Below are 20,547 nucleotides of genomic sequence, written 5' to 3'. Positions count from 1 at the left end.
CTTGGGGGCGGCGATGGTGAGAGCGGGCTCGGGCTCGGGTGCCGGGGCCTCGGGGGTTGCTTGCGGCGTGGGGGCTAGCTGCGGGCCGGGGTTTTCGGGTGCTTGTACGGGGGTGAGGTCCTGCGGGTGTACGGGCGAGATGTCTTGCGGCTGTACGAGCGTGAGGTCCTGCGGCTGTACGAGCGCGGAGGCTTCCGCCCGTACGGTCACGGACTCGGCGTCTGCGTCGGCGTTCGCGACCGCGTGCGGGGCCCGAGGCTCGGCGTCGGCCGGAAGGTGCGGTGCCGGGGCGTCCCAGGCGGTGGCGGCGGGCTCCATGGGGGCCGGCCCGGTGGCAGGCTCGTCGGCGGGGGCGTCGGGGAGCTTGCGTACCGCGTCCGCGTCGACGGAGCGGCCTACCCAAGCGGGATCCTCCAGAGGGTCGCCGTTGAGAAGGCCGCTCGGTGCGTGAATCTCCGTATCGGACCCGTGAGATGAGGCTGCGTCCGCTGTCGGCCCCGGAGCGACCGCGTCGGCGGGCGCGACCGTCTGGGCAGCCGTGGTGGTGGAAGGGGTACTGAGAGCGGGCTTGTTCGCTCCGGCCGAGGCGCCCGCCGTGTGCACCTCATCAGCCGGAGCAGCCTGGCCCGCTCCCCCGACCCGTACCGACAACCACTCCGCGATCCCCGCGGCCGTACGCGCCCGGGTCAGCTCCTCCAGCTCCGCATCGGGCAGCGACCGCAGATCCACACCGGAGCCGAGCAGCCGCCGCCCCAACTCCCCCGCAATCTCCGTCCGCTTGATCGAGTCGACGCTCAGATCCGCTTCCAGATCCAGATCCGGCTCGATCATCTCCACCGGATATCCGGTCCGCTCGGCGATCACCGCGAGCACCGTGGCAAGCACATCCACCGCGGGCACGACCGCGACGGTCTCTGCCGGCCGGGCCGCCACGGGTGCGGGAACAGCAGCTTGTGCGGGCGCCGTCTCCTCCACCCGGGGCCGCAGCCACTGCGCGATCCCCGCGGCCGTACGGGCCCGGGTCAGCTCCTCAAGCTCCGCATCGGGCAGCGAGCGCAGATCCACACCGGAACCGAGCAGCCGACGCCCCAACTCCCCGGCAATCTCGGTCCGCTTGATCGAGTCGACGCTCAGATCCGCTTCCAGATCCAGATCCGGCTCGATCATCTCCACCGGATAACCGGTCCGCTCGGCGATCACCGCGAGCACCGTGGCAAGCACATCCACCGCGGGCACGACCGCGACGGCCTCAGCCGCAGGAGCGGGTGCCTCCGCGACCACCGACACCACCGAGGCTTCGAGCACCGGAAGCTCCACCGCAGCGGGAGCCGCAGCGGCAGCCGGAGCCGCGGCCACCGCCGAAGCACCCGGCGCGCCGAAGTACGTCAGGAGCACATCCCGCTGCGCGGCCACCATCTCCCGGCTGTTCCGCAGGAATTCGCGCAGCAGCGCCTCGCGGTCGTCGAACCCGCCGTCGCCCGTCCAGTCCGTACGCACACTCGTCTCCAGGGAAATCCGTCGGGCGGGCTGCAGCGCCCCGGGCAGCGGGCTGCCGTCGGCCGCGCGGACCAGGTGGCCGTCGACCGTCCAGCCGGGCCGCTTGGGTTCGGCACCCCGCGCGGCGAGGACCGCGTCACGTCCCGCGCACAGCGGCGCCGCCGTGACCGGCACTCCGGCCGCGAACAGCCGGGCGAGGGCTTCGAGATGGCCGCGGAGCCCGGCGTCGGGCCGTGGCTCGAACGGCACGGCGGTGTGCGGACGGTCGCCGAGGATCTGGCCGACCAGACCGGTGAGCACGGTGCCGGGCCCGGCCTCGACGAAGACCCGTGCTCCGGCGTCGTACATGGCCTCGACCTGTTCGGCGAAGCGGACCGGTGCGCCGATCTGTTCGGCGAGGTGGACCCGTACGTCCGCGGGCGAGGCCGCGTAGCGGGTGCCGGTGCGGTTGGCCCAGACCGGGAACTCGGGGGCACGTACCGCGTAGTCGGCCAGGGCGGACGAGAAGCGCGGGACAGCGCGGGCGACGAGCGGGCTGTGGAAGGCGCAGGCGACCGGGAGCGGGCGTGCGGTGAACCCGGCGGCGGTCAGGGCCTCGACTGCCTGGGCGACGGCGGCCGTGGGGCCCGAAATGACCGTCTGCCGGGGCGCGTTGTGGTTCGCGGCCACCACCTGGTCGGCGAGTCCGGCCTCGACGATGATCCGTCCGGTCTCCTCAGCGGAGGCCACGACCGCCGCCATCGTCCCCGGGTCGTCCCCGGTGGCGGCCAGGATCGCCTCGGCCCGGGCCCGGCTGAGGCCGGCGAGTGCGGAGGGGTCGATACTGCCTGCCGCGCACAGGGCGACGAGTTCGCCGTACGAGTGTCCGGCGGCCATGTCGGGCCGTACGCCGGCGAGGGTCAGCACGTCGTACGCGGCGAGCGAGACGGCGCCGAGTGCGGGCTGGGCGTTGCGGGTGTCGGTGAGGCGGGCCCGCTGGGCGGTGCGCTCGGTGTCGCTGAACGCGGTGGGCGGGAAGATCACGTCGGCGGGTGCGCCGAGCAGGTGCCGCTGCGTTCCGGGGAAGGCCGCGAACACCTCGGCGAGCATCCCGGGCCGCTGGCTGCCCTGACCGGGGAAGAGGAAGGCGACCTTGCCGTCCCCGAGCTCGCCCGCGGCCGGGAAGACGCCGGCTGTTCGCTTTCCGTCCAGCAAGTCACGTACCAGCGAAGACAGTTGATCGGTGGAGTCGGCCACCACGGCGCCGAAGTGCTTCCGCGCACCGGCCTCCGCGCGCCAGGCCGCGGAGAGGGCCAGGTCGCGCAGCCGCCAGGCTCCGGACTCGGCGAGCGCGAGGGTCTCCTCGGCGGCTTCGCGGGTGCGGAAGACGAAGAGCTCGGCGGGCCACTGCGCACTGCCCTGCCGGGGCGGGGCGCCCCCTTCGTATGCCTGGAGCACGACGTGGAAGTTGGTGCCGCCGAACCCGAACGCGCTGACTCCCGCGGTCCTGCGCGCGGGCGGCTCCGCCCAGGGCAGGGCGCGCCCGTGGAAGGCGAACGGGCTGTCCGCCTCGGACCAGGCCGGGTTGGGCTGTTCGACGTGCAGGGTCGGCGGGCGCACCCCGGTGTGCAGGGCGAGGGCGGTCTTGATGAGTCCGGCGAGTCCGGCGGCGCACTTGGTGTGCCCGATCTGCGATTTCACCGAGCCGACGACACAGCCGCCGCTCTGTGCGCCCGCCTCGGTGAACACCTCGGACAGGACGGTGAGTTCGGTGCGGTCGCCGACCACGGTGCCGGTGCCGTGCGCCTCGACCAGGCCGACGTCGGCGGGTGAGATACGGGCCTGGGCGTAGGCGCGTTCCAGGGCGGCGCGCTGGCCTTCGGGGCGGGGGGCGGTCAGGCCGAGGGAGCGGCCGTCGCTGGCCGCGCCGACGCCCTTGATCACGGCGTAGATCCGGTCGCCGTCCCGCTCGGCGTCCACGCGCCGCTTGAGGACCACGCAGGCCACACCCTCGCCGAGTGCGATGCCGTCGGCGTCGGCGGCGAAGGGCCGGCAGCGGCCGGTCTTGGACAGGGCGTGCACGGAGGAGAAGAGCAGGAAGTCGTTGATGCCGTTGTGCAGATCGGCCCCTCCGCACAGCGCGACGTCGGCGGCCCCGGACACCAGCTCCTTGCAGGCCACGTCGACGGCGGTGAGCGCGGAGGCACAGGCGGCGTCGACGGTGAAGTTGGCGCCACCGAGATCGAGGCGGTTGGCGATCCGGCCGGAGATGACGTTGGACAGGAGCCCCGGGAAGGAGTCCTCGGTCAGCTTCGGCAGCTGCTGCTCGATACCTTCGGGGAGCCGTCCGAGATACGACGGCAACACGGTCCGCAGGGTCGTGGCATTCGACGTATCGCTGCCGGCCTCGGCGCCGAAGACCACGCAGGTGCGCTCGCGCGGGAAGTCCTTGCGGTCGAGCCCGGCGTCCTTCAGCGCCCTGCGGGCGGCTTCGAGGGCGAGCAGCTGGACCGGTTCGATGCTGGCGAGCGAGGCCGGCGGGATCCCGTACGCCAGCGGGTCGAAGGGGATCCGCGGCAGGAAGCCGCCCCACTTGGAGGCGGAGATGTCGTGGGCCTCGGCGTCCTCGCCGTAGTGCAGGGCGGCATCCCAGCGGTCGGCCGGGACCTCGGTGACGGCGTCGGTGCCCGCGAGGATCTGCGCCCAGAAGGCGTCGAGGTCGGGTGCGCCGGGGAACATCGCGGACATGCCGACGACGGCGATGTCGAGGGCGTCGGGCGCGGTCACCGCCTCGGTCGTCCGGTCCGTACGGAGAGCGGCCACGCGCCGTGCGTAGTAGTCCGCCGCCCGGTCCGCGACGCCGTGGTGGAGCTCGGCGACCGTGGTGGTGGCGCCGCGCAGGACCGCGACCTCGCCGGCCATGAACATGCCGTCGGCCAGCTGGCGTTGTTCGTCCACGTCGACGAGTTCGTCGCCGATCCGCTCGATGCCCTTGCTGGCGATCCTGAGCCGTCCGACGTTGAGCCGCTCCAGTTCCTCCCAGGCCTGCCGGTCGGGCACGCCCTGCTCGCGCAGCTCGTCCTTGTACGACTGGTAGGCGCCGGTGAACGCGCTGGGCACGCAGCGCGTGGCGTGGCCGGGTGCGGTGTGCAGGAGTTCGGTGGACTCGGCGTCGAGGACGGCCTGCTGGAACAGCGGCCTGATCGCCCCGCAGGCCACGGCCTCCTCGGTGAAGAGGTAGGCGGTGCCCATCAGGACACCGGTGGCGACGCCCTTGGCGGTGAGCGGCGCGGCGAGCGCGGCCACCATGGCGGCGGAGCGCTCGTCGTGGATGCCGCCCGCGAAGAGGATCTGCACCTCGGCCGGGTCCAGGTCGCCGGCGGCCAGGAAGTCCTCCAGTACGGCGAGTTGGGCCTCCCACAGCGGGAAGCTGTTGCGCGGCCCGATGTGGCCGCCGCACTCGGCGCCCTCGAAGACGAACCGGCGCGCACCGGAGCCGAGGAACTGTCCGAGCAGTCCGGGCGAGGGGACGTGCAGGAAGGTGACGATGCCGTCGGCTTCGAGCGCGGCGGCCTGCGAGGGGCGGCCGCCGGCGATGACGACATGGCTGGGGCGCAGTTCCCGTACGGCTTCGAGCTGGGCGGTCCGTACCTCCTCGGGCGCGAAGCCGAGGATGCCCACGCCCCAGGAGCGGTCGCCGAGGGCTGCGCGGGTCTGCTCCAGCATGGAGCGGGTCTGTTCGCGGCCGGCGAGGGCGAGCGCGATGAACGGGAGTCCGCCGCCGTCCGCGACGGCAGCGGCGAACCGGGCCTGGTCGCTGACCCGGGTCATCGGGCCCTGGGCGACGGGCAGCGGGGTGCCGAGCGCGCGGCACATCGCGGAGCCGCCGCGCAGGGCGTCGCCGTCGGCGGCGAGCGCCGTGTCGATGCCTTGGGTCAGGGCGGCGAGCGCGGCCTTGACCGTGCCGTACCGCTGGGCGAACCGGGCCGCGAGGAAGGCGTCCTGGCCGAGCGGCATCAGGTCGGCGCGCAGCGCCTCGGGCAGTCCGGGGCGGCGCCGGTCGAGCACGCGGTGGCCGGCGACGATCACGGTCTCGGAGCCGTCCGCGCTGCGCAGGAACGCGCCGAGGGCGGGCGGCACCTCGCCCTCGCTCTCGTCGAGCAGGGCGAGCTGGACGTCGAGCACCACGCCCGTGGCGCCCGCGAGCACGGCGGCGGCCGCGGTGTGCGGGCCGATGCCGCCGCAGGCCCACACGGGCACCGTGTCATCGAGGGCCGCGAGCACCCGCTGGAGCAGCACGAAGGTGGACAACTCCCCGCAGGGGCCGCCGCATTCACTGCCTCGTACGACGATTCCCGAGGCGCCGTCGGCGACGGCGCGCTCGGCCTCGGCGGCGCTGCGCACCTCGACGAGCACCGTGGACGCGGGGATCTGCGCGACGGTGTACGGGGCGTCGGGGGCGAGCAGGACGGTGTGGGGTCCTGCGGCGTCGCGCAGCTCGTCGGGGTCGAGGGCGCAGTCCGCGCCGATGCGGACGCCGAAGGCGCCGGGCGCCCACTGGCGGGCGAGCGTGAGGGCCTCGCGGGCTGCGCGCCCGCCGCTGCCGAGGTCCAGGACACCGAGTCCGCCGGCTCGGGAGACGGCGGCGGCGAGACGCGGGTTCGGTTCACCGAACGGGCTGACGCCGATGACGGTCTGCGTCACGGAAGCGGGCTCCTCTGGTACGGGGTCTTGTACGGGGCGCTGCTGTACGACAATCCGACTCAAACCGGAACGTAAGGGATCACCACCCGCCGCGCAATGACGCTCCGGAGTCAGTGCTTCACATGGCGTAACTGTGCGGCCATTGGGGCTGACGGATCGTCAGGCGGACGCGATGGACGTGTCGGCCCGCCCGCTCCCGCGACTCCCGGGCCACCCCTGGACCCCGCCACCGCCCCCGGTAACGTTCAGCCACATGAGCGCGCTGAATCTCGATGACTTCGCCGATCTGATCGAGCGCCCCGACGGCGGCGTACGCCGGGACGCCGAGGAACGCCGCGGCCGCCTCGCGGTGCCGCCCGGCGCGCTCGGCCGGCTCGACGAGCTCGGCGAGTGGCTCGCCGCGGCCCAGGGCTCCGTGCCGGTCAAGCCCGTGCGGCAGCCGAAGGTGCTGCTGTTCGCGGGCGACCACGGCGTGGCCGGACTCGGCGTCTCCGCACGGGCGGCCGGCAGCGCGAGCGAGCTGGTGCGCGCGGTGCTCGACGGTGCGAGCCCGGTCGCCGTGCTCGCCCGGCACGCCGAGGTGCCGGTGCGCGTGGTGGACGTGGCGCTCGACTGCGACCCCGAGGCGCTGCCCGCCGAGGTCGGCGGCTACCGGGTGCGGCGCGGGTCGGGCCGTATCGACATCGAGGACGCCCTCACCGCCGAGGAGGCCGAGCAGGCCTTCCGCGCCGGCATGGCGATCGCCGACGAAGAGGCCGACGCGGGCACGGACCTGGTGGTGCTCGGCGACCTCAGCGTGGGCGGCACCACCCCGGCCGCAGTCCTCGTCGCCGCGCTCTGCGGCACCGACGCCTCGGTGGTCACCGGGCGCGGCGGACAGCCCATCGACGACCTGGCCTGGATGCGCAAGTGTGCCGCGATCCGCGACGCGCTGCGCCGCGCACGGCCCGTACTCGGCGACCAGCTGGCGCTCCTGCAGACGGTCGGCGGCGCGGATCTCGCCGCGATCACCGGCTTCCTGCTGCAGAGCGCGATCCGGCACACCCCGGTGATGCTCGACGGTGTGGTCTCCGCGTCCTGCGCCCTGGTCGCCCAGCGCATCGCGTTCCGCGCGCCGGACTGGTGGCTGGCCGGACAGACCAGCGGGGAGCCGGGCCAGGCCAAGGCCTTCGACCGGCTCGCCCTCGAACCGCTGCTCGCGCACGGGGTGACGGCGGGCGAGGGCATGGGCGCTCTGCTCGCGCTGCCGATGGTGCGCGCGGCGGCGGCACTGGCGGCGGAACTCCCGGTGCGGGAGCTCCCCGACGAGAAGCCCGCGGACGACGAGACCGCTGTCACCGCCAACACCGACACCAACACCGACCCCGAGCCCCTCGCCTGAGGATCCGTCACGTCTGAGGTTCCGTCACGTCTGAGCCGTATGGCGCCCCCTGACCCCGTATTGCCCGATTCGCCCCATAGGATCGGCTTTCATGGGAGAGGCCGGACGTGAGCCAGAAGCCGCCGCCGAGCTGCGGGCGGCGGCGCACCGCAGACGGGCGGCGGGCTTCGCCGTCTGGTATCTGCGGGGCGTCGCGTTCCTGAACTTCCTGAGCGCCTTCTGGGTCTCCTTCGCGCAGGATCTGCGGCGCCACAACACCGATGACTTCTTCACCCCGTATCTGCTGACGGCGGGCTTCGCCTCGGGCCTGTTCACGCTCTTCCTCGCGGTCACGATGCGGCGCCGCAAACGCGCGGCGTGGATCCTCAACTCCGTGCTCAGCGGCTCGTTCCTGGCGCTCTTCGCCTTCGCGCTGCTCTTCCCCGAGATCCGCCGGCACCCGCAGAACTGGGTCTCGCTCGGCCTGACCGCCGCCTTCGTCGGCGCGCTCGTGATCGGCCGCAAGGAGTTCTACGCGAAGGGCGACCGCTCCAACCCGAAGCTGGCCGCGGCCGTCGGCGCCGGCGGACTGCTCGTCACCTCGCTGCTCGCGGCGCTCCTGGTCACCGTCACCGACCAGGGCCGCACCGCCGGATTCGTCGAGCGCTGGCGGTACGGGACCGTACGTCTGGTCTCGCTCGCGGCCGACGAGGCGCACCCGACGATCACGACGCCCGGTTGGGTCGACGTCTCCATCAACGTCCTGAGCACGGGGCTGCTGCTCGCCGTCCTGTACGCCGCGTTCCGCTCGCGCCGCGCCGTGGATCCGCTGACCGAGGACGACGAGAAGCGGCTGCGCGAAATCCTCGGCCGCCAGGGCGAACGCGATTCGCTGGGCTACTTCGCGCTGCGCCGCGACAAGAGCGTCGTGTGGTCCCCCAGCGGCAAGGCGGCCGTCACGTACCGCGTCGTCGGCGGTGTCTCGCTCGCGTCCGGTGATCCGCTCGGCGATCCCGAGGCCTGGCCGGGCGCGATCGAACCGTGGCTCACGGAGGCACGGGAGCACGGCTGGGCGCCCGCGGTGATCGGGGCGAGCGAAGAAGGCGGCACGATCTATGCGCGGCACGGGCTCGACGCACTGGAGCTGGGTGATGAAGCACTCGTCGAGACCGCGGAGTTCACTCTGGAGGGCCGGGCGATGCGCACCGTCCGCCAGGCCCACAACCGGGTGCAGCGCGCCGGCTACCGGGTCCGGATTCGACGGCACGAGGACATTCCGGCCGAGGAGCTCTCGTATCTCCTGCAAAGGGCCGACGACTGGCGCGACGGCGCCACCGAGCGCGGGTTCTCGATGGCGCTCGGGCGGCTCGGCGACCCGGAGGACGGATGGTGCGTGATGGTCGAATGCACCGATGGCGAGGGCGAGTTGAGGGCGTTGCAGTCCTTCGTGCCCTGGGGCCCGAAGGGCCTGTCGCTCGATCTGATGCGACGTGACCGGGACGCCGACAACGGCCTGATGGAGTTCATGGTCATCGAACTGCTCAGGCGGTCCGGCGAGATCGGCATCGCGCAGGTCTCCCTGAACTTCGCGATGTTCCGCTCGGTCTTCGAACGCGGCGCCCGGATCGGCGCGGGCCCCGTGCTCCGTCTGTGGCGTTCGCTGCTCAGCTTCTGCTCGCGCTGGTGGCAGATCGAGTCGCTGTACCGCGCGAACGCCAAGTACCGGCCGATCTGGGAGCCGCGGTTCCTGCTCTTCGAGAAGAGCGGCGATCTGGTCCGGATCGGGGTCGCGGCGGCTCGCGCGGAAGGCTTCCTGGAGGCCCCCGGGCTGCCCAAGTGGCTGCACCGGCGCCACCTGGAGTCGCACCGGTGAGCCCCGCGGGCGTCGTACGGGCGGAGTGGGGCCCGCTGTACCGGGCCGTACGCGACGGCCTCCGTACGAAGAAGTGGCGCGCCATCCCGGTGACGCTCGCCGCGGTCTGCCTGACCGCGCTGATGCAGTACGTCCAGAATCAGGAGTGGGGCTACCAGTTCGTCCAGAACCTCGGCTCCGTGCGCGCCGAGGACCCGCTCTGGCTCGCGCTCCTGCGCACGCCTCTCTCCCTGTTCGTACCGGCGCTCGATCTGCCGGTCTGGGGAGCGCTCGGGCAGATCCTGCTTGTGTTCGGGATCGCGGAGATCACGCTCGGCTGGTGGCGGATGCTCGTCATCGGATACGTGGCGACGCTGGCCGGCACGCTGTACGCACGGCTCGGGATCTGGCTCGGCGAGGACCGTCCGCTCGGGCTGCCCGCCTCGGACGCGCAGGTGGTCGACACCGGACCTTCGGCGGCGGTGGTGGGCCTCGCGGTCTTCGTGTGCTGGCGCTACCGGGCCTGGTTCACCATGGCCCTCGTGATCGGCGCGATGGTCGCCGAGACGGTGATCGACGACAACCTCGCGGGCCGGGAACACCTCGCGGCGATCGTCGCGGTGCTGCTCCTGTGCGGTGTCTCCGCGCTGCGTCAGCGCCGCCGTTCGGGCATGTGGTCGGGGCCGGGGGCCGGGTCGGGGTCGACCACCGAGCCGCGCCCTGGCTCCGCGTCGAAACGGCCGCCGAGCAGTTCCTGAACCTTCCGCCGCGGCTTCGACCAGCGGCGGTCATGGCGGTAGGCGCGCAGGCCGCCCTTCGAGCGGGCCTTCGGACGGTTCCGGTAGAAGAGCTTCCACCAGGGCGAACCGGGGCGGGCGAGCCGGATCGCACCGAACATCGCCACACCCGGCACCACGATCCCGAACAGCGCCATCCGCGGTTTGCCCTTGGCGAGGGCGATGAGCGCGAAGAAGAAGTTCGTGGCGGTGTTCATCACGACGAAGACGCGGCTGTGCCGTTCCTCGGTGGTGAGTTCATCGACGCCGAACGGCAGGAAACCGCCGAGCACCAGCGCCACCAGGGCCGCGGTGAGCACCACGATCTCCACGCTCTTGCGGCCCGCCTCGCTCCAGTACACGTCGTCGAGATGCAGGATCAGCGCGAACTCGTCGAGCACGAGCCCCGCACCGAGCCCGAAGAGCACCGCGGAGACGAGCGAGCCGAAACTGTGCCGGCCGGCGGCGACCGCGCCGAAGCCGCCGATGATCGTCAGGATGATGCCGGGCACGACGTGATGGATGTGCAGATCGCCGGCCTTCACATTGCCGAACGGGCCCTTGCCCGCCCGGATCATCCGCGTGATGATCCGCGTCACCAGGAACGACAGGACGAAGGAGACCAGCGCGAGCAGCAGTGGCAGCTTCCCCGGTTCGAGGATGTTCCGGTTCCACCAGTGATCCACGCCACGCCCTCCCTGCCTGTCCCGGTATGCGCCACTTTCCTGACGTATGCGCAAACTTACGCGCGCGGACGGCGGTTAGCCTGCCGCGGTGACTCAACAGGACCCCGCTCGTCTCCTTGATGGTGTGCGCTTCGCCTTCGGCACGCTCACCGTGCTGCCGGTACGGGTGGAGCGCTGGGACCGGGCGGCCGCGCGCGTCGGCATGCTGTGCGCGCCCCTCGCCGGCCTGGTCGTCGGCCTGTGCTCGGCGGCGCTCGGCGGGCTCCTGCTGCTCCTCGGCACGGGCGCCCTGCTCGCCGCCGTCGCGACCACGGCCGTCCCCGCGCTGCTGACGCGGGCCCTGCACCTCGACGGGCTCGCGGACACGGCGGACGGCCTCGGCAGCGGCAAGCCGGCCGACGAGGCGCTCACGATCATGAAGCGCTCGGACATCGGCCCGTTCGGCGTCGTCACGCTCCTCTTCGCGCTGCTCGCTCAGGTCGCGGTCTTCTTCCAGTTGTACGAGGAGGGCGGCTGGGCGTACGGCGCGGTCGCCGCAGCCGTGGCCCATGTCGCGGGCCGCACGGCCCTGACGCTGGCCTCACGCCCCGCCGTACCCGCCGCGCGCCCGGAGGGCCTCGGGGCGGCGGTGGCCGGAACGGTGCCGCAGCGGTCGGCGGCCCTGGTCGCCGTACTGGTCATCTGCCTTGCGGGTGGGGCGGGTTACGGCACGGTGGGGGTGCCGCACGGGGTGCTCGCGGTGGTGGGCGCGCTCGTGGCGGGCGAGTTGCTGCTGCGCAGGTGTGTGCGGCGGTTCGGGGGGATCACCGGTGACGTGTTCGGGGCGGTGGCGGAGACGGCGGTGACGGCGGCCCTGGTGGTGCTCGCCTTCGGCTCCGTCGGCGTTTGAGGCGATCCGAACGAAGTTCGGTGCCGGGAGATACGGGGCGGGAGACTTGAAAGTGGACGCATCCGGGGTTTCCGGGCGCTCCTATTCGTCGCCCCCGGCGCCGCACGCGCCCCCACCACGACGCAAGCGTAGGCTCACCGGGGGACACAGCCCCACCACAACGGAAGCGAGAACTCACCACAGTGACTGCTCTGACTCTCAGCACCGCCGCCGCGGCCGGCCTCAAGGCCGACGCGCTCGTCGTCGGAGTCGCCAAGGGCGACAAGGGCCCCGTCGTCGCGCCCGGCGCCGACGCCGTCGAGAAGGCCTTCGGCGGCAAGCTCGCCACCGTCCTCGAGACCCTCGGCGCCTCAGGCGGCGAGGGCGAGGTGACCAAGCTCCCCGCGCCCGACGGCCTCAAGGCCCCGCTGGTGCTGGCAGTCGGACTCGGCGCGGTGCCCGAGAAGGGCGAGTCCTTCGACACCGAGACGCTGCGCTTCGCGGCCGGCGTGGCCGCCCGCGCGCTGTCGGGTACGAAGAAGGCCGCGTTCGCGCTGCCCGCCGAGAGTGCCGACGAGGTCGGGGCGATCGGCGAGGGCGTACTGCTCGGCGCGTACTCCTTCGACGCGTACAAGGAGAACGGCTCCGCGCCGAAGGCCTCCGCCAAGAAGAACGGCAAGGGCCCGCTGGCCGAGGCCGCGATCCTCGGGACCAAGCCGCGCGACAAGGCCGCCAAGGCCGCGATCGAGCGCGCCACCGCCGTGGCCGAGGAGCTCAACCGCGCCCGCGACCTGATCAACACCCCGCCGAACGACCTCGATCCGGAGGCCTTCGCCGCCGTGGCCACGGCCGCCGGCAAGGAGCACGGCATCAAGGTGCAGGTGCTCGACGAGAAGGCGCTCACCAAGGGCGGCTACGGCGGCATCCTCGGCGTCGGCGCGGGCTCGGACTCCCCGCCGCGTCTGGTGAAGCTCTCCTACACGCACGCCAAGGCCAAGAAGCACCTGGCCTTCGTGGGCAAGGGCATCACGTACGACTCGGGCGGCATCTCGCTGAAGCCGGCGGGCCACAACGAGACGATGAAGTGCGACATGTCCGGCGCCGCCGCCGTGCTCGCCGCCGTCGTCGCGGCCGCCCGGCTCGGCCTCGAGGTGAACGTCACCGGCTGGCTGGCGCTCGCCGAGAACATGCCGTCCGGCTCCGCCACCCGCCCCGGTGACGTCCTGCGCATGTACTCGGGCAAGACCGTCGAGGTCCTGAACACCGACGCCGAGGGCCGTCTGGTCCTGGCCGACGCGATCGCCAAGGCCTCCGAGGACAAGCCCGACGCGATCGTGGACGTCGCGACCCTGACCGGCGCGATGATGGTCGCGCTCGGCTCGCGCACCTTCGGCGTCATGGCCAACGACGACGCGTTCCGTACCTCCCTGTACGAGATCGCCGAGGCGTCCGGCGAGCCGGCCTGGCCGATGCCGCTGCCCGAGCACCTGCTCAAGGGCATGGACTCGCCGACCGCCGACATCGCCAACATGGGCGAGCGGATGGGCGGCGGCCTGGTGGCCGGTCTGTTCCTGCGCGAGTTCGTGGGCGAGGGCATCACCTGGGCCCACGTGGACCTCGCGGGCCCGGCCTTCAACGAGGGCGCCCCCTTCGGCTACACCCCCAAGGGCGGCACCGGTACCGGAGTGCGCACCCTGGTGGCGCTCGCCGAGCGCACGGCGGCGGGCGACCTCGGCTGAGGTTCTCCTCCACCGGCAGTACGTGTGTGACCTGCGGCCCCGGGCTTGGTGTCCGGGGCCGCAGGCATGCCCGGCCTTCGTGTCCGGGGGCCGCGGGCATGAGCGGTCGCAGACCGGACACCCCGTAGGAAAAGTTTCGCCCTGAACGAAATCCACAGGGACATACGCTGCGGTGACCTTGTCCTGTGATCGATCAAACGTCTCGCACTGCGGCCCGACGTCCCACCGCCCGCCGACAAGTGCGAAGATGGCCTGTGGCAGGACAGGGCCCCCACCACAGGGCCGAAGGACAAGCGGCCGAACACCAAAAGCCGCCGCGCGGTCAGTGAGGACCGCCGACCGGCGCACATGCATGGAGGACGTGACGTGGCGAACGACGCCAGCACCGTTTTCGACCTAGTGATTCTCGGCGGCGGTAGCGGCGGATACGCCGCGGCCCTGCGCGCCTCTCAGCTTGGTCTGGACGTCGCCCTGATCGAGAAGAACAAGCTCGGCGGCACCTGCCTGCACAACGGCTGCATTCCCACCAAGGCGCTGCTGCACGCCGGCGAGGTCGCGGACCAGACCCGCGAGAGCGCCCAGTTCGGTGTGAAGTCCACCTTCGAGGGCATCGACATCGCGGCCGTCCACAAGTACAAGGACGACGTGATCTCCGGCCTGTACAAGGGCCTGCAGGGTCTTGTCGCCTCCCGCAAGGTGACGTACATCGAGGGTGAGGGCCGCCTGTCGTCGCCCACCTCGGTGGACGTGAACGGCCAGCGCATCCAGGGCCGCCACATTCTTCTCGCGACCGGCTCCGTGCCGAAGTCGCTGCCGGGTCTGGAGATCGACGGCAACCGCATCATCTCCTCGGACCACGCGCTCGTCCTGGACCGCGTCCCGGAGTCCGCGATCATCCTGGGCGGCGGCGTCATCGGCGTCGAGTTCGCCTCGGCGTGGAAGTCCTTCGGTGCCGACATCACCATCGTCGAGGGCCTCAAGCACCTCGTCCCGGTCGAGGACGAGAACAGCTCCAAGATCCTGGAGCGCGCCTTCCGCAAGCGCGGCATCAAGTTCAACCTCGGCACGTTCTTCCAGTCCGCCGAGTACACCCAGAACGGCGTCAAGGTCACCCTCGCCGACGGCAAGACCTTCGAGGCCGAGGTCCTCCTGGTCGCCATCGGCCGCGGCCCGGTCTCGCAGGGTCTCGGTTACGAGGAGCAGGGCGTCGCGATGGACCGCGGCTACGTCCTCGTCGACGAGTACATGCAGACCAACGTGCCGACCGTCTCGGCCGTCGGTGACCTCGTCCCCACTCTCCAGCTCGCGCACGTCGGCTTCGCCGAGGGCATCCTGGTGGCAGAGCGTCTGGCCGGGATGAAGGTCGTCCCGATCGACTACGACGGTGTGCCGAAGGTGACGTACTGCCACCCCGAGGTCGCCTCGGTCGGTCTCTCCGAGGCCAAGGCCAAGGAGATCTACGGTGCGGACAAGGTCGTCGCCCTCAAGTACAACCTGGCGGGCAACGGCAAGTCGAAGATCCTCAAGACCGCCGGTGAGATCAAGCTGGTCCAGGTCAAGGACGGTGCCGTCGTCGGCGTCCACATGGTCGGTGACCGTATGGGCGAGCAGGTCGGCGAAGCCCAGCTGATCTACAACTGGGAGGCGCTGCCCGCCGAGGTCGCGCAGCTGATCCACGCGCACCCGACGCAGAACGAGGCGCTCGGCGAGGCTCACCTGGCGCTGGCCGGCAAGCCGCTGCACTCCCACGACTAACAGCCCTCGGGGCTCCCAAACTTCCGCAATTTCGTAAGGAGCAACAGAAACCATGGCGGTTTCCGTAACCCTTCCGGCGCTCGGCGAGAGCGTCACCGAGGGCACTGTCACCCGTTGGCTGAAGGCCGAGGGCGAGCGCGTCGAGGCCGATGAGCCGCTGCTCGAGGTCTCCACGGACAAGGTCGACACCGAGATCCCGTCGCCCACCTCCGGTGTGCTGCTCGAGATCGTGGTCGGTGAGGACGAGACCGCCGAGGTCGGCGCCAAGCTCGCCGTCATCGGTGCACCGGGTGCCGCCCCGGCCGCTGCCGCTCCGGCCGCGCCCGCCGCCCCGGCGCAGGAGGCTCCGGCCCAGCCCGCCGCCCCGGCGGCTCAGGCGCCGGCGCCCACTCCGGCTCCGGCTCCCGCTGCCCCGGCTCCGCAGGCCGCCGCTCCGGCTCCGGCCGCTCCGGCGCCCGCTGCCCCGGCTCAGCCCGCCGCTCCGGCTCCGGCCGCGCCCGCCGCGGCTCAGCCCGCGGACGACGGTGCGTACGTCACGCCGCTGGTGCGCAAGCTCGCCTCCGAGAACGGTGTCGACCTGAGCGCTGTCAAGGGCACCGGCGTCGGCGGCCGTATCCGCAAGCAGGACGTCATCGCCGCCGCCGAGGCCGCGAAGGCCGCCGCGCCGGCTCCGGCCGCTGCTGCTGCCGCTCCGGCCGCCCCTTTGAAGGCCCCGGCCATCGAAGCGTCCGAGCTGCGCGGTCAGACCGTCAAGATGACCCGCATGCGCAAGGTCATCGGCGACAACATGATGAAGGCGCTGCACGGACAGGCTCAGCTGTCCTCCATGATCGAGGTGGATGTCACCAAGATCATGAAGCTGCGCGCCAAGGCCAAGGACTCCTTCGCCGCCCGTGAGGGCGTCAAGCTGTCCCCGATGCCGTTCTTCGTCAAGGCCGCGGCCCAGGCGCTGAAGGTCCACGCGGTCGTCAACGCCCGGATCAACGAGGACGAGGGCACGATCACGTACCACGACTCGGAGAACATCGGCATCGCCGTGGACTCCGAGAAGGGCCTGATGACCCCGGTCATCAAGGGTGCGGGCGACCTCAACCTGGCCGGTATCTCCAAGGCCACGGCCGAGCTCGCCAACAAGGTCCGCGCGTCGAAGATCACCCCGGACGAGCTGTCCGGTGCGACCTTCACCATCTCCAACACCGGTTCGCGCGGCGCCCTGTTCGACACGATCATCGTGCCCCCGAACCAGGTCGGCATCCTCGGCATCGGCGCCACCGTCAAGCGCCCGGTGGTCATCAACCACCCGGACCTCGGCGAGACGATCGCCATCCGCGACATGGTCTACCTGACCCTGTCGTACGACCACCGTCTGGTGGATGGCGCGGACGCCGCCCGCTACCTGACCACGGTCAAGCAGATCCTCGAGGCCGGCGAGTTCGAGGTCGAGCTCGGTCTGTAATCGGGCGACATGCACCGTCGAGCCGTGTAAGGCTCGTCACTCAGTGCCATCTGTGCCCCCGTCCGGAGGTTTCCGGGCGGGGGCACAGCCGTATTGTTTGGGGGTCGAGCCCGCGCACGCAGGGTTCGCGCCCTCGCAGAAGGAGCCACCGCATGACCGCGCCTGTCGTCCAATCGCTGCGCGAGCAGATCCGCGAGCACATCGTGGAGGGCATCGTGAGCGGTCGCTGGCAGCCCGGCGAGCGGATCGTGGAGCGCCGCATCGCCGTCGAGCTGGAGGTCAGCCAGACGCCCGTACGCGAGGCGCTGCGCGAGCTGGAGTCCCTGCGCCTGATCGAGTCGGCACCCAACAAGGGTGTGCGGGTGCGGAATCTGTCCGCGGCCGATCTGGAGGAGTCCTATCCCGTACGGGCGGGTCTCGAGCAGATCGCGGCGGAGCTGGCGGCGGAGAAGCTGGCCGTCGACTGCTCGGCGCTCTCGCCCCATGTCGAGGCGCTGTACGTGGCCGACCGCGAGGCGGACGGCACGGGCCAGGTCCGGCACACGGTCGCGTTCCACCGGGAGATGGTCCGTGCGGCGGGCAACTCGGTGCTCCTGCACACCTGGGAGGGCCTGGGCATCGAGGTCTTCACCGCGCTGTCCATCCGCTGGCTGGGCACGGTCCAGCAGTCGTACGCGGAGGAGCACCAGGCTCTGGTGGAGGCGTTCCAGAACCGGGACCCGGACATCGGCCTCCTGGTCAAGCAGCACGTCCTGGGCTGCGCTCCGGCGCCGGCCGCGGAGTGAGCCAACCGTCAGGCCCAGCGGCCTGACCTGCTCAACTGCGCCCACCCGCCCGCAAACTAGCGCCCGGATTGCCCTTTATGCCCGGCACCCTGTGCCCGTCAAGCTGACACCCCGTGCCGACTTCTCGTTATCGAGAAGTTTTTGCCTTCGACGCTTTGATCGATCATCGATCAGCGGCTTACTCTCGACGGCGGACTGCACACAGTCCTCGCCCTGTCCTGCCAGCCAGGGCCCATCAACACCCCGTCTCTCCTGACGTACGACCGACCACCGGTCGCCTGCGGACAGGAGGAGATCCTGTCCGGAAGGCGGCGAACATGACCGACCCCGTAGGCAAGCTCCCGAGCCAGCTCGACCAGCTGCCGGACCGCGACCCGGAGGAGACCGCCGAGTGGGCGGCCTCCCTGGACGCGGTGAGCGAGCACGCCGGTGCGCACCGCGCCGAGTACCTGATGCGCCGCACCCTCCAGCACGCCGAGGAGGCGGGCCTCGCCCTCCCCCGTCTGCTGGAGACGGACTACGTCAACACCATCCCCACCTCCGCCGAGCCCACGATCCAGGGCGACGAGGAGATGGAGCGCAAGATCACCGCGTGGAACCGCTGGAACGCGGCCGCGATGGTGACCCGGGGAAGCAAGTACGGCGTCGGCGGCCACATCGCGACCTTCGCGTCCGCGGCCTGGCTGTACGAGACCGGCTTCAACCACTTCTTCCGCGGCAAGGAGCAGGACGGCTCCGGCGACCAGATCTACGTCCAGGGCCACGCGTCGCCCGGCATCTACGCCCGCGCGTTCCTCGACGGCCGTCTGAACGAGTCGCACCTCGACCACTTCCGCCAGGAGGCCGGCGGCCAGGGCCTCCCCTCGTACCCGCACCCGCGGCGTCTGCCGTGGCTGTGGGAGTTCCCGACGGTCTCCATGGGTCTCGGCCCGCTCTCCGCGATCTACCAGGCGCGCTTCAACCGCTACCTGACCAACCGCGGCATCAAGGACGTCTCGCAGTCCCACGTGTGGGCGTTCCTCGGTGACGGCGAGATGGACGAGCCCGAGTCGACCGCGGCACTCGCACTGGCCTCGCGCGAGGGTCTGGACAACCTGACCTTCGTCATCAACTGCAACCTGCAGCGCCTCGACGGCCCGGTGCGCGCCAACTTCAAGATCGTGCAGGAGCTTGAGGCCCAGTTCCGCGGCGCCGGCTGGAACGTCGTCAAGTCCCTGTGGGGCAACGCCTGGGACGAGCTGTTCAAGCTCGACACCACCGGCGCCCTGGTCCGCCGCATCCGTGAGGTGCCGGACGCGCAGGTGCAGACGTACCAGACCCGCGATGCCGCGTACATCCGCGAGGACTTCTTCGGCAAGGACCCGGCGCTCGTCGAGATGGCGAAGCTGCTGAGTGACGACAAGATCCTCGAGTGCTTCCACCTGTCGCGTGGTGGCCACGAGCCGCGCAAGGTGTACGCCGCGTACAAGGCCGCGCTCGCCCACAAGGGCGCGCCGACCGTGATCCTGGCGCAGACCGTCAAGGGCTTCACCCTCGGTGAGGGCTTCGCGTCGAAGAACGCGAACCACCAGATGAAGAAGCTCACGAACGACGAGTTCAAGAACATGCGTGACCTGCTCGAACTGCCGATCAGTGACGCCCAGTTCGTGGACGGCCAGGTGCCCTACGGCCACCCGGGCGCCGACTCCCCCGAGGTCCGCTACCTCCAGGAGCGTCGCGCCGCCCTCGGCGGTCCGGCCCCGACGCGTCGTATGCACGCGGTGGGCCCGCTGCCCGCGCAGTCCGAGAAGGCGTTCACGTCCTTCGACAAGGGCTCCGGCTCGCAGTCGGTCGCCACGACTATGGCGTTCGTGCGCCTGGTCAAGGACCTGATGCGCGACAAGGAGACCGGCAAGCGCTGGGTCCCGATCGTCCCGGACGAGGCCCGTACCTTCGGTATGGAGTCGCTCTTCCCCTCGCTCGGCATCTACTCGCCCAAGGGCCAGACGTACGAGCCGGTCGACCGCGACCAGCTGATGTACTACCGCGAGGCCAAGGACGGCCAGATCCTCAACGAGGGGATCACCGAGGCCGGTTCGATGGCCGACTTCATCGCCGCGTCGACCGCGTACTCCACGCACGGCGAGACGATGATCCCGTTCTACATCTTCTACTCGATGTTCGGCTGGCAGCGCACGGCCGACCAGATGTGGCAGCTCGCCGACCAGCTCGGCAAGGGCTTCCTGATCGGCGCCACCGCCGGCCGTACGACGCTGACGGGTGAGGGTCTTCAGCACGCGGACGGCCACTCGCCGGTGATCGCGGCCACCAACCCGGCGGCGCTCACGTACGACCCGGCCTTCGCGTACGAGGTCTCGGCGATCGTGAAGAGCGGTCTGGAGCGGATGTACGGCGAGAAGCCCGAGGACATCTTCTACTACCTGACCGTCTACAACGAGCCGATGCCGCAGCCCGCCAAGCCGGCCGGCGTGGACGAGGGCATCGTGCGCGGTCTGTACCGCTTCAACACGGCCGAGTCGGCGGGGGTTTCGGTCCCGGCGAACGCCGCGCGGATCCAGCTGCTCTCCTCCGGTACGGCCATCCACTGGGCCCTCAAGGCGCAGCGGATGCTCGCCGAGGAGTGGGGTGTCTCGGCCGACGTATGGTCCGCCACCTCGTGGACCGAGCTGCGCCGCGACGCCCTGGAGGCGGACGAGGCCCTGCTCCGCGGCGAGGAGCGCGTCCCGTACGTGCGCCAGGCGCTCGCCGGCGCCGAGGGCCCGGTGCTCGCGGTCAGCGACTACATGCGCCAGGTCCCGGACCAGATCGCGCAGTGGGTCGAGCAGGACTACACCTCGCTCGGCGCCGACGGCTTCGGCCTCTCGGACACCCGCGACGCGGCCCGCCGCCACTTCGGCATCGACGCCGAGTCCATCGTGGTCGCCTCCCTGGCCCAGCTCGCCCGCCGCGGCGAGGTGCCGGCCTCGGCGGTCAAGGAAGCGCGGGAGCGTTACGGGCTCTGAGCCCGCAGCTCGCTTTCGGGTAGCGGTCCCCTGTCGCACTTGGTGCGGTGGGGGGCCGCTTGCTTTGATGGGTGCGGCTGGGTGGGTG

Annotated in this window: 11 protein-coding genes; 9 read left to right on the top strand and 2 right to left on the bottom strand. The window is 71.5% G+C overall.

What is annotated here, in order from left to right:
• Positions 1-6,180, bottom strand: a 6,180-nt coding sequence (locus G6045_RS27690; protein WP_328707922.1) for a polyketide synthase, incomplete at its 3' end; no start/stop codon positions are given.
• A gap of 253 nt (positions 6,181-6,433) precedes the next feature.
• Between G6045_RS27690 and G6045_RS27685 the strand changes: the two genes are divergently transcribed.
• The 3 genes from G6045_RS27685 (at position 6,434) to G6045_RS40960 (ending at position 10,150) form a co-directional block, all read left to right on the top strand.
• Positions 6,434-7,561: a nicotinate-nucleotide--dimethylbenzimidazole phosphoribosyltransferase gene (locus G6045_RS27685; protein ID WP_165334847.1), complete on the top strand. Its 1,128-nt coding sequence runs from the start codon at positions 6,434-6,436 to the stop codon at positions 7,559-7,561.
• A gap of 91 nt (positions 7,562-7,652) precedes the next feature.
• Positions 7,653-9,413: a phosphatidylglycerol lysyltransferase domain-containing protein gene (locus tag G6045_RS27680; protein WP_165334846.1), complete on the top strand. Its 1,761-nt coding sequence runs from the start codon at positions 7,653-7,655 to the stop codon at positions 9,411-9,413.
• On the top strand, positions 9,410-10,150 hold the full coding sequence (locus tag G6045_RS40960) for a hypothetical protein (RefSeq protein WP_328707921.1): 741 nt from the start codon (positions 9,410-9,412) through the stop codon (positions 10,148-10,150). Before G6045_RS27680 ends, G6045_RS40960 begins: the two co-directional genes overlap by 4 nt.
• Here G6045_RS40960 and G6045_RS27670 read toward each other — a convergent pair.
• Positions 10,045-10,854: a hypothetical protein gene (locus G6045_RS27670; RefSeq protein WP_328707920.1), complete on the bottom strand. Its 810-nt coding sequence runs from the start codon at positions 10,852-10,854 to the stop codon at positions 10,045-10,047. The two genes, G6045_RS40960 and G6045_RS27670, sit on opposite strands and share 106 nt — an antisense overlap.
• Positions 10,855-10,942: 88 nt before the next feature.
• On the opposite strand from G6045_RS27670, the gene G6045_RS27665 reads away from it, so the two are divergent.
• From G6045_RS27665 to aceE, 6 genes are all read left to right on the top strand, one after another.
• Positions 10,943-11,743, top strand: coding sequence for an adenosylcobinamide-GDP ribazoletransferase (locus G6045_RS27665; RefSeq protein WP_165334845.1), 801 nt, complete (start codon positions 10,943-10,945; stop codon positions 11,741-11,743).
• 182 nt (positions 11,744-11,925) lie between these two features.
• The gene (locus G6045_RS27660) at positions 11,926-13,461 is read left to right on the top strand and encodes a leucyl aminopeptidase (protein ID WP_165334844.1); all 1,536 of its coding nucleotides are present in this window, start codon (positions 11,926-11,928) and stop codon (positions 13,459-13,461) included.
• 366 nt (positions 13,462-13,827) lie between these two features.
• A complete protein-coding gene (gene lpdA / locus G6045_RS27655; RefSeq protein ID WP_165334843.1) occupies positions 13,828-15,216 on the top strand; it encodes a dihydrolipoyl dehydrogenase in 1,389 nt (462 codons plus the stop codon).
• Positions 15,217-15,268: 52 nt separating this feature from the next.
• On the top strand, positions 15,269-16,672 hold the full coding sequence (gene sucB / locus G6045_RS27650; RefSeq protein ID WP_235968344.1) for a 2-oxoglutarate dehydrogenase, E2 component, dihydrolipoamide succinyltransferase: 1,404 nt from the start codon (positions 15,269-15,271) through the stop codon (positions 16,670-16,672).
• A 152-nt stretch (positions 16,673-16,824) separates the two neighbouring features.
• The gene (locus G6045_RS27645) at positions 16,825-17,457 is read left to right on the top strand and encodes a GntR family transcriptional regulator (RefSeq protein ID WP_165334842.1); all 633 of its coding nucleotides are present in this window, start codon (positions 16,825-16,827) and stop codon (positions 17,455-17,457) included.
• Positions 17,458-17,774: 317 nt separating this feature from the next.
• On the top strand, positions 17,775-20,459 hold the full coding sequence (gene aceE, locus G6045_RS27640; RefSeq protein WP_165334841.1) for a pyruvate dehydrogenase (acetyl-transferring), homodimeric type: 2,685 nt from the start codon (positions 17,775-17,777) through the stop codon (positions 20,457-20,459).
• Positions 20,460-20,547: the final 88 nt, after the last annotated feature.

The organism is Streptomyces mesophilus (assembly GCF_011044995.1).
Classification (GTDB): Bacteria; Actinomycetota; Actinomycetes; order Streptomycetales; family Streptomycetaceae; genus Streptomyces; species Streptomyces mesophilus.
The sequence above is the reverse complement of the archived record's forward strand: the minus strand, read 5'-3'. Positions and strand labels throughout refer to the sequence as shown.